Origin of the sequence: Dietzia sp. 179-F 9C3 NHS, from assembly GCF_045369825.1 — a bacterium.
Lineage (GTDB): Bacteria > Actinomycetota > Actinomycetes > Mycobacteriales > Mycobacteriaceae > Dietzia.
On the sequence record NZ_JBIQES010000003.1, the window covers coordinates 148,706 to 161,901 of the forward strand.

Genomic DNA, 13,196 nt, shown 5'->3' on the forward strand with positions numbered 1-13,196 from the left:
GGGACCCTGACCCGAGGGGAGACGATCCCCGGGGTCTGCGTCACCCCGCCGCGAGCACCTTCCGCAGCGTCTTGACGTTCCGCGTGGTGAGGTGCCGCTTGTTCGCGCGCGCGTCGAGCACCTTCCCGGCAGCCGACGACAGGGTGGAGCCCTTGGCCACCCGCCAGTAGACGCAGCCGGGCCCGGCGGCGACGGCCTCGGTGTTGCCGCCGGTGCCCGGCTCCCGCGCGCTCGTCGCCGTGTCCACGGCAGGGTCCACGGCCGCGGCCATCGCCTCGGCGACCCGGGCGGTGACCGACGGGTCGTCGGAGAACACCAGGTAGTCGTGGTGTTCGGCGAGGCTCTCGAAGGGGTAGGCCGCGACCGCGTCGGCGAGCGCGTCCAGCGCGAGCACCTGGACCACGGCGTCGTAGCCGAAGCGCTCCCTGTAGGCGGCCTCGAGCGCGTCCCGCAGCTCGGGGTCGGGCCGGGAGTCGGTGAGGAGCACGTTTCCCGTCGCCAGGACGGTCCGCACGTCGGCGCATCCTGCGGCCTCGGTGCACGCCGCCAGGTCGGCCATGGCTATTCGGGCGCCCCGGCCCACGTTGATCCCGCGCAGCAGTGCGACCCGGCGGACCGCCGGCCCCCGGCCCGCGCTCGGGCCTGTGCCCGCGATCGTGCCCATGTGTCGATCCTCGCACCTGATCGCGCGCCCGAGGGTAGTTTCACGACCATGGCAGTCTCAGTGCAGTCAGTGACCGATATCGAGGCGAGCGTCTCCGAGATCATGGAGGTGCTCGCCGACGTCGAGAGCCTCGTGGACTGGTCCGCCGCGCACAAGGCCGTGGAGGTCCGCGAGGCCGACGCCGACGGATGGCCGCTCGTCGTGTGGGAGAAGATCTCCCAGTTCGGCGTCTCCGACGAGATGGTCGTGCAGTACGAGTGGTACGACGGCGAGGTCTCCTGGTCGCTTGTGGAGAGCGGCACCCAGAAGATTCAGAACGCCCGCTACACGCTCACCGACAACGGCGACGGTACGACCCATGTGGTGTTCGACCTCGAGGTGGACCTCAAGATCAAACTGCCCGGAATGGTGGTCAAGAAGGCGCAGAAGGCGATCGCCGACACCGCTACCAAGGGGCTTCGCGACGAGGTCCTGCGGCGACAGGACTGAGCCGGCCGGTCTCAGGAGCCGAGCAGGTCCAGCGCCGCTCGCACGCCGACCGCCGGGAGCTGTCCCGGCGCCGAGGCCTCGCCGACGGTGGCGAACGTGGCGGCCGAGCCGAAGACCCCGCCGCCGATCCGGGTCACCGCGCCGAGCGATCCCATCGCCATGGTGACGAGCGGGATCCCCGCGTCGCGGTGCCGGCGCTCGGTGGCGTCGAGCAGGGTGACGACGTCGGCCGCCGACCGCGGCATGACCGCGATCTTGGCCACGTCCGCGCCGGCGGACTCCATGGCGGCCAGCCGCGCGACGATCTCCTCCCGGGGCGGGGTCCCGTGGAAGTCGTGGTTGGACGCCACAACCGGGGTGCCGTGCGCGTGGGCGGCGGCGATCGCCTCGTCCGCGTGCGGGTGCCGGTACTCCACGTCCACCGCGTCCGCCAGGCCGGAGGCCGCCAGGGCCGTGACGAGCGCGGCGTAGGCCTCGGCTCCGAGCTCGGCGGCCCCGCCCTCGGCGCTGGTCCGGAACGTGGCGAGCACCGGCACCTGTGGTAGCGCCGCGGTGAGTTTCCCGAGCGCCTCCACCGCCGCCGCCGGGTCGGCCGCGGCGGTGAACGGCGTGTAGTGGTCCACCCGCCACTCCACCAGGTCGAACGGGTCGGGGTCGCACGGTGCCCCGCGCAGGGCCGCCACCCCGGCCTCGAGCTCGGCCGGCGTCGCGCCCGTGAGGGGCACGACGACGGACGGCGAGCGGTGGTCCAGGATCAGCGGCAGGCGTGGCATAGCCCTAGACGCTACGAGACCTCAGTGGGGTCCCTCGCACGGACACGGCAGATCGGTGCGGACCAGTTCCAGCGCCGGTCCCGGGTCGTGCGCCGGTCGGCCGTAGTACTCGTACGCCCAGATCAGCTCCCGGCCGTCCGCGGGGAGCACCTCCCAGCGGTGCCCGCCCGGGCCCTCGCAGAGGAGGTGGCCGACCGCGAGTTGCGTACCGTCGCGGACTGCGCGACTCCAGCCGCTCAGCACCTCTGCCGTCTCGCGGGCGTCGAGTCCGCGGACGAGGAGCTCGGGGTGGCCGACCTCGGTGAGGCCGACGGTGTAGCCGAAGCGCGCGGATACGGGCTCCGGGTCCGCCGTGCAACCGGGGCAACTGCAGCTCTCGCCCACGTGCACCAGGTGCACGCCCTGGCGGGCGATGTTCTGGGCCACCTGCACGGCGGGGCCGGATAAGAGATCCCGTGGGTCCGGCGCTACGGGCGCGACGGGCGTGCCGGTGCGGATGGCGCGGGCGCGGGCCCGCTTCCGGCGGCGGCGCTCGGCCCGGCTCGGGCGCCCGATGCGGTTCGGCGGCACGGTGCGGACCGGGCTGGCGGCGCGGGTGGGGCCGGAGGCGGGGATCACGGTGTCGGACATGGCGTACTCCTCGTCGCTGTGTGCGTCACGGTCCCGTGGACGGGACCACCGGATCGAACGGGTGCTCGATCCGGTGGTCACCGTAGATCCCCACTACGACATCGACCCGGGACGTGCGCCGAGGGGGCGGTCCGGGATCCGTGCCACACCTGATGTGTTCACCGCGTACTCATGGAATACTCATCCACATGCCTGCTCGCACAACGGGTTTCCGCCGGTCCGTCTCCGTCGCCGTGGCGCCGCTGCTCGCCGCGGCCGGCGTCGTCGTCACCCAGGCCGGCGCGCCCGCCGCGCAGGCCGCGCCGGCGTGGGGCCCGTGCCCCGAGTCGGTCACCACTCCCGGCGCGGTGTGCACCACGGTCTCGGTCCCCGAGGATCACGCGCAGCCGGACGGCGAACGGATCGACGTGACGGTCTCCAAGCTCCCGGCGCGGAACCCGGAGGCCAGGCGCGGGGTGTTGTTCGGCAACGCGGGCGGGCCGGGCGGGGACTCGCTCACCTACTTCGACGACGACGAGGTGGCCACCTGGCCACAGGAGATCCGGGATGAGTGGGACCTCATCGGAGTCCAGCCGCGGGGGCTCGCGCATGCCGGACCGCTGCACTGCGCGCCGCTCGATCCCAACGATCTGCTGACGTTGGCCACCAACTCGGGCGGGGCGCTCCGGGCGTCCTGCGAGGCGGTCGGCGGCGACCGGTGGCGGCACCTCACCACGGAGAACACGGCGCGCGACTGGGAGGAGGTGCGCCGCGCACTGGACGAGGAGCGGATCTCGATCCACGGCCTGTCCTACGGCACGCTGCTCGGCTCGACCTACGCGACGTTGTTCCCGCAGCACACGGACAAGCTGGTGCTGGACTCCGGCGTGCACCCCGACTGGATCTGGAACGAGATGCTGCTCCAGCAGTCCGAGCCCTACAAGCGTCGGGTGCACGCGATGTTCGACTGGATCGCGGCCAACGACGCGGTCTACGGGCTCGGCGACACCCCGCTCGCGGTGTACAGGCGGTGGTCGGCGCGGGTGGTGGAGGAGTCCGGCGCGGTGCCGACCCTCGCCCCGCCCCCGGCCCGTGAGGGCGACGTGCCGCCCGAGTGGCGCGTGGTGGCCCGGCAGTGGATCGACGGGGTGACGCTCACCGGCCCGGCCCGCGCGCAGCTCGACGGGCTGGCCTCCCAGCTGCTGCGCCCGGGCGCGATGCAGTCCCACTCGATCCTGTTCGCCGCGACCCGCCAGGCCGCGCCGCAGTCGGTGCTCTGGCCCGAGATCGCGACGGCGATCCGCGACGGCTCGCCTGTCGGCGCGCAGACCCCGGACATGCCGGAGGTGCCGGAGGAGTTCCTCATCGCGCTGAACATGCAGGCCATCGTGGTGTGCAACGAGAACCGTGTGCCCCCGAACCCCCTGGCCTACCCGGGTTTCCTGTGGACCCAGTTCGTCACCGGGGACCTCTTCGACTCGGTCGGCCTCATGTTCACCTCGGGCGCCGCGTGCGCGGGCGCGCCGCCCGTCACCACGCCCGTCGATCTGCGCAACCACGGTCTGGACACGCAGCCGCTGCTGCTCAACTCCCTCGGCGACCCGCAGACTCCGCACCACGGAGCGCTCGCCCTGGCCGATCGGATGGGCGCTCACGTGGTCACGGTCGAGGGCGGCGACCACGGTGTGGTGGCCAAGCGGAACCGGGTCGTCGACGACGCGGTGGTGGAGTACCTGCGCACGGGCCGCACCGGCGTCACCCACGCCCCGGCCCCGCCGATGCCCGCCGCCGGGTAGGGGCCGGGCGTCACCTCGGCGGCGGCGCCACCCCGCAGGTGTTCGGCGCGGGTGCGCCGTTGACGCGGTCCACGAGGTAGCGCTGCACGTCCAGGACGTGCAGCGGCATCGGCGCGAGGTGGTTGATCACCGAGCGCGGCAGGATCGGCGGCGTGGGATCGGTGACGAACTCGACGGTCGCACCGAGGTCGCACCAGTCGCGCGCGAGCTGCTCGACCTGGCCGTAGGGCACGGCGTCGTCGTGGAGGTTGCCCTGGACGCGCACCGGCACCGAGGGTGCGATCCGCCCGATTCGCTGGCGGTCCAGCGCGGCCATGATCACCGGGTTCTCGCGGATCACCTCCGAGGCCCGGCGGCCGTCGGCGAGGAACGCCGGGGTCTCCCGGAGTCCGAACGTGAGGATCGAGTCGGCGATGCACTGGTGGCGCGCCACCTCGAGCAGCTCCCTGCCGCGGTCGTTGAGGAGCCGGTCGAACTCCGGCCCGACCTCGGGATTGCCCACCTTCAGGCTGTTGACCGTGTAGGCCAGGGCGCCCACGATGAGCGAGCCGTCGATCCGGTCCAGGACCGCCACGAGGTCCGCCGGCGGCGCCGAGGCGGCCGCGCCCACCGCGTTGAGCTCGGACGCATAGCGGGCGGCCTCCTCCGCCGCGGCGGCGGCCGCCGAGCCGCCCTGCGAGTAGCCGGAGAAGACCACCGGGGTGTCCGGGGCCAGGCGCGAGCCCGGGATACGCAGCGCGGCGCGCGCGGCGTCGAGCGTGGAGTACGCCGACGAGGCGCGGTCCACGTAGGTGTGGTCGCCCGGGGTCCCCAGCCCCTCGAGGTCGGTGACGACGACGTCGAAGCCCGCGTCGAGCAGCACGCCGGCCTGTAAGATCTCGTATCCCGCGCCCAGAGAGGGCGGCGCCGTCTGGATGGAGAGCAGGTTCTCGAATCCCCTGGACGGCGCGCACAGGTCGCCCTGCCCCTGGGTGCCCGGCGCCACCGCGGCGAGCGGTCGCGTGCCCCGACCGGTCCACGGCCTCGGCGACTGCAGCAGCGTGCCCGTCACCGCGACGGGCGTGCCGGCCGCGCCAGTGGAGCGGTACATGATCCGCTCGGCCACGGGCGGCACCGGCAGGCCCGGAAGCCCGGCGGCCACGCGCATCGGCTCGTGCCGGAGGAGGTCGCCGTTCCGCTCGGCGGCCGCCGCGACGTCGGCGGGCGGGGTGTAGAAGGCGGTGTGCCGGGGGCTGTCGAGCGATCCGACGTCGACCGCCGAGGCGGTGGGCGCCGCGGCGCCCACCGTCAGCGCGACCGCCGTCGCCACGGACGCGAGGAGCCGGACCTCCCGCCCTCGGCCCCGGCGTCGCGATGCGGGCCTCGTCGTTGTCTCCATGTCCGTCCCCCGGTCCTGCTCGTCGTCCACCGCCGACCACCGGGGCCGGCGGGCTCTGGCGGGAGTATATGGCGCAGATCACCGGCGCGGTACGGGCACACTGGGAGGCACGGTCGCGAGGAGGTGCATCGGATGAGGGTCGGGTTGGCGCTCGGATCGGGCGGGGCGCGCGGATACGCGCACATCGGGGTGATCCGCGAGCTCCAGGCGCGGGACCACGAGGTGGTGGGTGTCGCCGGGGCGTCGATGGGAGCCGTCGTGGGCGCGCTACTCGCGGCCGGGAGACTCGACGACTTCGAGGAGTGGGTCCGCGGCCTCACCCAGCGCGACGTGCTGCGGCTGCTCGACGTGTCGTTCGCCGGCGGCGGCGCGATCCGTGCCAACAAGATCATGGGCGTCATCGGCGGGATGGTCGAGGACATGCGGATCGAGAACCTCGAGATCCCGTACACCGCCGTGGCCACCGACCTGCGCGCCCGCCGCGAGGTGTGGTTCACGCGCGGCCCCGTCGACGTGGCCGTGCGGGCGTCGTTCGCCATCCCCAGCGTCGTGACGCCCGCGCTCGTGGGCGGGCGGATCATGGTCGACGGCGGCGTGACCAACCCCGTCCCGCTCGAGCCGCTCGCCTCCGTGGACAGCGATCTCGTCCTGGCCGTCTCGCTCACCGGCCGACGCGCCGGCATCCGCGGCTCGACGTTCCACGAGAGCTCCGACCCCGACGAGCCCTCGCCCGAGGCCGAGCCGAGGATCGCCAAGCGGTCCTCCGGCTCCGGCTCCCCGGGCGCGGCGGCCAAGCTCGGCGGGCGCATCCGCACCGCGGCCGCCGACGTGCGCGACGCCGACCTCGTGCGGCTCATCGCCGCCCGCTTCGGGCAGGACCCCGCCGACGTCGACGCCGTGGGCACCGCCCAGACCGAGGAGGCCTCCGAGGAGGTCGAGGAGGTCGTGGAGGAGGCCGAGGAACAGGCCGCCGACAAGGGGCTCGGCACGCTCCCGGGGACGCTGCGCGTGTTCGACGTGGTCACGCAGACCATCGAGGCCATGGAGAGCCTCGTGACCGGCTATCGGATGGCCGGCAACCGGCCCGACGTGCTCGTCGAGGTGCCGTCGGACGCCTGCTCGGCGTTCGACTTCCACCGCGCCGACGAGATCATCGCGCTGGGCCGCCGGCTCACCGCCGAGGCCCTGGACCGCGTGGGGGTCTGAGGGGTCAGTTCCCGTCGGCCCCACCCTCGTTGGTGTCCCCGCCGTCCTGACCGAGCTGCGGCAGATGCTGCGAGCAGAAGGCCTTGACCGCCGCGGCCACGACGAGCGGGGCCTCGGTCACCGGCGCATCCGGGTGGGCGTCGTTGTACCGGCCCAGGACGTCGAGGTAGCCCGTGCCCTCGTCGAGCGAGGCGCAGACGTCGCGGCCACGGGTGAGGTAGTCCTGCTCGTCCTCGGGATCCACTCCCACGGCCCGGATGTCGCCGAGGAACTCCTGGTCGGGGTCCTCGGCGCCGCCGTCGGTGGCGCCGCCGACGGCCGAGGTGGCCTCGGCCGCAACCGAGCCCACGGCGCTGGTGGCCTCCCCGACCGCGTTCTCGGCGGTGCCCTCCTCGCCGCACGCCCCCAGGACGAGCGCGAGCGCGGCGAGGCCGGCGGCCGCGACCGTGGTGCGGGGGCGGGCGGTGTGTCGAGCGGACATGGCGGATCCTCCTGCGGCGGTAGGCGGGTTTCCCGCAGAGTACGAGGCGCCCGGCCGCGGGCACACCGATCCGGTCGGGGCCGTGGAGCGGGGCCGTCACCGGGCCGGCATCCGATGTTCTTCGTGTCGTTCCGCGCGCCGACCTAGGATGGGGCGCATGGGCAGTAAGTCGAGATTCACCGGAGTTCTGGAGGTGGGCCGCGCGCGCCACGACGACGGCGTCCGGCGCCTCGTCGAGAGCTTCCACGCCGTCCCCGCGGGCGAGCCCGTCCGGCTGGCCAAGCCCACGTCCAACCTCTTCCGGCCGCGGGCCTCGTCGTCGTCACCCGGTCTCGACACCACCGGGCTGACCCGCGTGATCTCCGTGGACCCGGTCGCCCGCACCGCCGACGTCCAGGGCATGTGCACCTACGAGGACCTGGTCGACGCCACCCTGCCCCACGGCCTCATGCCGTATGTCGTGCCCCAGCTCAAGACCATCACCCTCGGCGGCGCCGTGACCGGCCTGGGGATCGAGTCCACGTCGTTCCGGCTGGGGCTGCCGCACGAGTCGGTGCTCGAGATGGATGTGCTCACCGGCGCCGGCGAGATCGTCACCGCCCGGCCCGACGGCACCGGGCGCGAGCAGGCCCTGTGGCGCGGCTTCCCCAACTCCTACGGCTCGCTCGGCTACGCGGTGCGGCTGCGCATCGCCCTCGAGCCCGTGCAGCGGTACGTGGAACTGCGGCACGTGCGGTTCGATTCCCTCGCAGCGCTCGAGGACGGGCTGGCGCGGATCGGCGAGTCGGGAAGCCATGACGGCGAGGTGGTCGACTTCCTGGACGGGGTCGTGTTCTCGGCCGGCGAGGCCTACCTCTGCCTGGGGCGGCGGACCGACGAGCCGGGGCCCGTCTCCGACTACACCGGGGTGCGCGACAAGCAGGCCGTCTACTACCGCTCGATCCGCCACGGCGGACCGGCGGGGTCGGTGGTGCGCGATCGGCTGACCATCCGCGACTACCTGTGGCGCTGGGACACCGACTGGTTCTGGTGCTCGCGCGCCTTCGGCGTGCAGAACCCGAGGGTACGGCGGTTCTGGCCGCAACAATTGTTGAGGTCGTCGGCGTACTGGAAGATCATCGGCCTCGACCACCGCTACGACCTGGGCAACCGCATCGGTGCGCTGCGCGGTGAGGGGCCCCGTGAGCGCGTGGTGCAGGACGTCGAGGTGACCGTGGACCGGTGCGCCGAGTTCCTGGACTGGTTCCTGCGCGAGGTGCCCATCGAGCCGCTGTGGGTGTGCCCGCTGCGGCTGCGCGAGGGCGCACCGGCACCGGGCGGAACGCGACCCTGGCCGCTCTATCCCCTCGCGCCGGACACCCTCTACGTCAACATCGGCTTCTGGTCCTCCGCCCCGATCGAGCCGGGCATGGCAGAGGGGGCGTGGAACCGTCGCATCGAGGACGAGGTCTCCCGCCTCGGTGGCCACAAGTCCCTGTACTCCGAGGTGTTCTATTCGCGCGAGGAGTTCGATCGGTTGTACGGCGGCGGGCACGCGGCATCGTTGAAGGCGGAGTTCGATCCCGAGGGGCGGTTGCCGTCCCTCTACGAGAAGGCGGTGGGTACGCGGTGAAGCTGGGAGGGGGCCCGGGCAGGGGCCGGGGGGCGGGGGAGTCCACCCGCATGACGCTGGGCGAGATCATCGGGGCGTTCGCCACGGACGAGCCACCTCTGCGGATCGAGGCCTACGACGGCTCGGTGATCGGGCCGGCGGACAGCCCCCTCGCTCTACGGCTGAAGAGCGAGAAGGCGCTGCAGTACTTCGTTACCGCCCCCGGCGATCTGGGCCTGGCCCGCGCCTACCTCATGGGCGAGCTCGAGATCGTGGGCGTGCACCCCGGCGCCCCCCACGACGTGTTCGGCGCCCTCGAGGTGTTCCGCAAGCACATGACCCGTACCCCCGACGCCCGGACCATGCTGCGCATCGCCCGCTCGGTGGGGCTGGAGAACCTCAGGGTGCCACCGATCCCGGAGCAGGAGGTGCCACCGCCGTGGCGCCGCATGCTGCACGGCATGCGCCGGCACTCCAAGGAGCGGGACTCGCAGGTGGTGAGCTACCACTACGACGTCTCCAATCGCTTCTACTCGTGGATCCTCGGGCCGTCCATGACCTACACGTGCGCGTGCTACCCGTCCGCGGAGGCCTCGCTCGAGACCGCGCAGGAGAACAAGTACCGCCTCGTGTTTGACAAGCTGCGCCTGCAGCCCGGCGACCGGCTACTCGACGTGGGCTGCGGCTGGGGCGGCATGGTCCGTTACGCCGCCGCCCGGGGCGTGCACGTGATCGGCGTGACCCTGTCCCGCGAGCAGGCCGAGTGGGCGCGGGAAGCGATCGCCGCCGACGGGCTCGCCGACCTCGCCGAGGTCCGCCTCCAGGACTACCGCGACGTCCCCGAGCGCGACTTCGACGCCGTGAGCTCCATCGGCATGACCGAGCACATCGGGCGGCGGAACTACCTCGACTACTTCACCCGCATCGAGTCCTACCTGCGGCCCGGAGGGCGGTTCCTCAACCACTGCATCACCCGGCCCGACAACTCGCGGGTCACCAAGGCGGGCTCGTTCATCGACCGCTACATCTTCCCCGACGGCGAGCTCGCCGGCGCCGGCACCGTCCACGCCGAGATCGAGAACGCCGGCCTCGAGGTGGTCCACGAGGAGAACCTGCGCCAGCACTACGCCTTCACGCTGCGCGACTGGTGCGCCAATCTCGTCGAGCACTGGGCGGAGGCCGTCGAGGAGGTGGGCGAGCCCATGGCCAAGCTCTGGGGCCTGTACATGGGCGCCTGCCAGTACGGCTTCGAGTACAACAAGATCCAGCTCCACCAGATCCTCGCCGTCAAGCTCGGCGACCGCATGACCTGGGACGTGCCGCTGCGGCAGTGGTGGGAGGCCTGAGGACGGCCGCCGGATCGGTCGCGTCCGAAATCGGCGACTCGGCTGCACGATCGGCGAGGCATGTGAGAGCCGCCGATCCAGCAGTGGAGTCGCCGATTTCGGAAGGCGGGGACGGGGGCGGGCGGTCGTGCCGGGTGCCTCAGAACCAGTCGGGGTCCATGTCCAGCGTCGTGCGGTCGCCGGAGGCGAGCAGGTCCAGCTGGGCGTCCACGGTGGGCAGCTCCCACCGCAGGAAGTAGCGTGCGGCCTGGAGCTTGCCGGCGGCGAAGGCGTCGGAGGAGTCCTCGAGCCGCGGGCCCAGGGCGAGCACCTGCTCGAGCCACATCCACGCGATCACCACGTGCCCGGTGGCCTCGAGGTAGGCGGTCGCGTTGGCGAGCATCGCCACTGGGTCCGAGGCGCCGAGGCCCACGAGGAACCCGGTGACCTCGACCAATCGATCGACCCGCGTCCGGAGCGCCCCGGCCAGGTCCGCGAGCTCGCCGCCCGCCGCCTCGGCGGCCGCGCACGTGGCGTGGATCCGCTCGACGAGCGCGGCCGCCCCGGCGCCGCCGCCGGCGATCATCTTGCGCCCGAGCAGGTCCTGCGCCTGGATGCCGTGCGTGCCCTCGTGGATGGCATTGAGGCGGTTGTCGCGGTAGTGCTGCTCGACGTCGTAGTCGACCGTGTACCCGGCCCCGCCCAGGACCTGGATCGCCAGGTCGTTGGCGTGCAGGCACCACTGCGAGGGCCACGACTTGGCGATCGGCGTGAGGACGTCCAGGAGGGTCTTGGCGGCAGCGGCCTCCTCCGGAGACCCGGACTTCTCGTCGTCGACAAGCCGTGCGCAATACAGACCCAGGGCGAGCGCGCCCTCGACGTAGGACTTCTGGGCGAGCAGCATGCGCCGCACGTCGGCGTGCCCGGTGAGCGGCACCTGCGGCTCGTCCGGCGCCACGCCCACCGGCCTGCCCTGCGGCCGCTCGCGCGCGTACGCCAGCGACTTGAGGTACCCGGTGTAGCCGAGCGCCGTGGCGCACAGTCCCACGCCGAGGCGGGCCTCGTTCATCATGGTGAACATCTGCTTGAGCCCGGTGTTCTCGGCGCCCACGAGGTAACCGACCGCGCCGGGGCGGCCGCCGGGGGTGTGCAGGCCATCGCCGAGCGTGGGCATGGTGTTGACCGTGCCGCGGAAGCCCATCTTGTGATTGAGGCCGGTAATCACCACGTCGTTGCGCTCGCCGAGCGAGCCGTCGTCGTTCACCAGGAACTTGGGCACCACGAACAGCGAGATGCCGCGCGTGCCGGCGGGGGACCCGGGGACCTTGGCCAGCACGAGGTGCACGATGTTCTCGGTCATGGAGTGCTCGCCGCCGGAGATCCACATCTTCTGCCCGAACAGGCGGTACGTGCCGTCGTCCTGCGGCTCGGCACGGGTGGTGATGTCGGCGAGGTTCGACCCGGCGTGCGGCTCGGACAGGCACATGGTGCCGGTGAACCGGCCCTCGAGCATCGGCCGCACGAACCGCTCGATCTGCTCGTCGGTGCCGTGCGCGAGCAGCAGGTTGGCGTTGCCGGTGGTGAGCAGCGGGTAGCCGGTGGTGGCGACGTTGGCGGCGTAGAACCACGCCATGCACGCGAGGTAGGCGGTGTGTGGCAACTGCATGCCGCCGACGCGCGCGTCCATGGCGGCGCCCACGAGGTCGGCGTCGGCAAAGGCCCGCAGTGCCTCGCCGATCTCGGGGATGAGCTCCACGTCCTCGCCGACGAGTCGCGGCTCGGTGAGGTCGGAGGCACGGTTGTGGGGCGCGAAGTAGCGCGCGGCGAGGTCGGCGGAGAGGTCGACGACGGCGTCGATCGTCTCTCGAGAGTGGTCGGCGAACCGCTCGCGCTCACACAACTCGGACACGCGCAGCCAGTCGTGGAGGAGGTAGTCCAGGTCGGCTCGGCTGAGGATCGTGTCGCGGGTCATCGCGACGTCCCGGTGGTGCCGGCCCCGGCGTTCCCGGCACGCGCGGTCTCGGCGGCCTTCGCGCCCATGGCGCGCATGATCCGCGTGTACGCGACCGGCAGGAAGTGCTTGGCGCGGTAGGAGCGGCGCGCCTCGCCGTCGGGGAGGACGAGGAACGTGCCGGCGTCGAGCGCGCGCATCGCCTCTGCGGCGACCTGGTCGGCGCTACGGCCGGAGCGGTCGATGAGCTTGCCCGCGAACTCGGCCGCGGCCGGGTCGGAGGCGTTGAGGCTGGCGGCGAGGTTGGTGCGGAAGAACGACGGGCAGATCACGGAGACGTCCACGCCGTACGGCTCGAGCTCCCAGCGCAGGCTCTCCGAGATCGCCACGACCGCCGCCTTGACGGCCGTATAGGAGCTCATCGACGGCGGGTGGACGAGGCCGGCGAGCGAAGCGGTGTTGACGATCCGCCCGCTGCCCTGCGCCTTGAGCATCGGCGTGAAGGTGCGGCAGCCGCGGGCCACGCCGAGCAGGTTGATGTCGGTGATGAGCCGCCAGTCCTCCTCGGTGAGCAGGTCGATGCGGCCGCCCTGGGCGATGCCGGCGTTGTTGACGACGACGTCGACGCCGCCCCAGATCCGCTCGACCTCCTCGCGGGCGGCCCGCCACTCGTCCTCGGAGCGGACGTCCAACCGGAGGTAGCTGGCGTCCGGTGGGACGCCCGCGGGGCGCTCGTCGGTGGGGGCGAGGTCGGTGACGATGACGCGGTCGCCCCGCTCGAGGAAGGCGGACGCCAGGGCCAGGCCGAAGCCGGAGGCTCCGCCGGTGATGAGCACGCGGCGGTTGGCGTCCGGGGCGGAGGTCGCGGCGGGCGAGCCGAAGGGCAGGCGGTCGAGGGCTGAGCGGGCGGGTCCGGGTAGGCGCATGCCCGGC

General features: G+C 72.7%; 12 protein-coding genes. 5 read left to right on the top strand and 7 right to left on the bottom strand.

Annotated elements, in window-relative coordinates; translation table 11 throughout:
* Nucleotides 1-40: 40 nt before the first annotated feature.
* A complete protein-coding gene (locus ACH0BZ_RS05270) occupies nt 41-664 on the bottom strand; it encodes a DUF1697 domain-containing protein (protein WP_406896926.1) in 624 nt (207 codons plus the stop codon).
* A gap of 48 nt (nt 665-712) precedes the next feature.
* Here ACH0BZ_RS05270 and ACH0BZ_RS05275 point away from each other — a divergent pair, with 48 nt between their 5' ends.
* A complete protein-coding gene (locus ACH0BZ_RS05275) occupies nt 713-1,153 on the top strand; it encodes an SRPBCC family protein (RefSeq protein ID WP_406896927.1) in 441 nt (146 codons plus the stop codon).
* Between the two features lie 11 nt (nt 1,154-1,164).
* Here ACH0BZ_RS05275 and aroD read toward each other — a convergent pair whose 3' ends face one another.
* Nucleotides 1,165-1,926, bottom strand: a complete 762-nt coding sequence (aroD, locus tag ACH0BZ_RS05280) for a type I 3-dehydroquinate dehydratase (protein WP_406896928.1) — start codon at nt 1,924-1,926, stop codon at nt 1,165-1,167.
* 21 nt (nt 1,927-1,947) lie between these two features.
* On the bottom strand, nt 1,948-2,556 hold the full coding sequence (locus tag ACH0BZ_RS05285; protein WP_406896929.1) for a DUF4262 domain-containing protein: 609 nt from the start codon (nt 2,554-2,556) through the stop codon (nt 1,948-1,950).
* Between the two features lie 188 nt (nt 2,557-2,744).
* On the opposite strand from ACH0BZ_RS05285, the gene ACH0BZ_RS05290 reads away from it, so the two are divergent.
* On the top strand, nt 2,745-4,331 hold the full coding sequence (locus tag ACH0BZ_RS05290; protein WP_406896930.1) for an alpha/beta hydrolase: 1,587 nt from the start codon (nt 2,745-2,747) through the stop codon (nt 4,329-4,331).
* A 10-nt stretch (nt 4,332-4,341) separates the two neighbouring features.
* Here the strand turns inward: ACH0BZ_RS05290 and ACH0BZ_RS05295 are convergent, their stop codons facing one another.
* The gene (locus ACH0BZ_RS05295; protein ID WP_406896931.1) at nt 4,342-5,640 is read right to left on the bottom strand and encodes a lipase family protein; all 1,299 of its coding nucleotides are present in this window, start codon (nt 5,638-5,640) and stop codon (nt 4,342-4,344) included.
* A 201-nt stretch (nt 5,641-5,841) separates the two neighbouring features.
* On the opposite strand from ACH0BZ_RS05295, the gene ACH0BZ_RS05300 reads away from it, so the two are divergent.
* Nucleotides 5,842-6,915 (top strand): patatin-like phospholipase family protein, encoded by a 1,074-nt coding sequence (locus tag ACH0BZ_RS05300; protein ID WP_406896932.1) that lies wholly within the window; start codon nt 5,842-5,844, stop codon nt 6,913-6,915.
* Between the two features lie 4 nt (nt 6,916-6,919).
* Here the strand turns inward: ACH0BZ_RS05300 and ACH0BZ_RS05305 are convergent, their stop codons facing one another.
* Complete coding sequence (locus ACH0BZ_RS05305) at nt 6,920-7,396, bottom strand: DUF732 domain-containing protein (protein ID WP_406896933.1); 477 nt, start codon at nt 7,394-7,396, stop codon at nt 6,920-6,922.
* A 157-nt stretch (nt 7,397-7,553) separates the two neighbouring features.
* Here ACH0BZ_RS05305 and ACH0BZ_RS05310 point away from each other — a divergent pair, with 157 nt between their 5' ends.
* Both ACH0BZ_RS05310 and ACH0BZ_RS05315 read left to right on the top strand, forming a co-directional pair.
* Nucleotides 7,554-9,008 (top strand): FAD-binding oxidoreductase, encoded by a 1,455-nt coding sequence (locus ACH0BZ_RS05310; RefSeq protein ID WP_406896934.1) that lies wholly within the window; start codon nt 7,554-7,556, stop codon nt 9,006-9,008.
* A 50-nt stretch (nt 9,009-9,058) separates the two neighbouring features.
* A complete protein-coding gene (locus ACH0BZ_RS05315; RefSeq protein ID WP_406896935.1) occupies nt 9,059-10,333 on the top strand; it encodes a class I SAM-dependent methyltransferase in 1,275 nt (424 codons plus the stop codon).
* 139 nt (nt 10,334-10,472) lie between these two features.
* Here ACH0BZ_RS05315 and ACH0BZ_RS05320 read toward each other — a convergent pair whose 3' ends face one another.
* Nucleotides 10,473-12,284, bottom strand: coding sequence for an acyl-CoA dehydrogenase (locus ACH0BZ_RS05320; protein ID WP_406896936.1), 1,812 nt, complete (start codon nt 12,282-12,284; stop codon nt 10,473-10,475).
* The gene (locus ACH0BZ_RS05325) at nt 12,281-13,189 is read right to left on the bottom strand and encodes an SDR family NAD(P)-dependent oxidoreductase (protein WP_406896937.1); all 909 of its coding nucleotides are present in this window, start codon (nt 13,187-13,189) and stop codon (nt 12,281-12,283) included. The genes ACH0BZ_RS05320 and ACH0BZ_RS05325 overlap by 4 nt, the downstream gene beginning before the upstream one ends.
* Nucleotides 13,190-13,196: the final 7 nt, after the last annotated feature.

Coding starts and splice junctions, on each gene's coding strand:
- ACH0BZ_RS05270 (WP_406896926.1), bottom strand. CDS start 664: ATGGGCACGATCGCGGGCACAGGCCCGAGCGCGGGCCGGGGGCCGGCG.
- ACH0BZ_RS05275 (WP_406896927.1), top strand. CDS start 713: ATGGCAGTCTCAGTGCAGTCAGTGACCGATATCGAGGCGAGCGTCTCC.
- aroD (WP_406896928.1), bottom strand. CDS start 1,926: ATGCCACGCCTGCCGCTGATCCTGGACCACCGCTCGCCGTCCGTCGTC.
- ACH0BZ_RS05285 (WP_406896929.1), bottom strand. CDS start 2,556: ATGTCCGACACCGTGATCCCCGCCTCCGGCCCCACCCGCGCCGCCAGC.
- ACH0BZ_RS05290 (WP_406896930.1), top strand. CDS start 2,745: ATGCCTGCTCGCACAACGGGTTTCCGCCGGTCCGTCTCCGTCGCCGTG.
- ACH0BZ_RS05300 (WP_406896932.1), top strand. CDS start 5,842: ATGAGGGTCGGGTTGGCGCTCGGATCGGGCGGGGCGCGCGGATACGCG.
- ACH0BZ_RS05305 (WP_406896933.1), bottom strand. CDS start 7,396: ATGTCCGCTCGACACACCGCCCGCCCCCGCACCACGGTCGCGGCCGCC.
- ACH0BZ_RS05310 (WP_406896934.1), top strand. CDS start 7,554: ATGGGCAGTAAGTCGAGATTCACCGGAGTTCTGGAGGTGGGCCGCGCG.
- ACH0BZ_RS05315 (WP_406896935.1), top strand. CDS start 9,059: ATGACGCTGGGCGAGATCATCGGGGCGTTCGCCACGGACGAGCCACCT.
- ACH0BZ_RS05320 (WP_406896936.1), bottom strand. CDS start 12,284: ATGACCCGCGACACGATCCTCAGCCGAGCCGACCTGGACTACCTCCTC.
- ACH0BZ_RS05325 (WP_406896937.1), bottom strand. CDS start 13,189: ATGCGCCTACCCGGACCCGCCCGCTCAGCCCTCGACCGCCTGCCCTTC.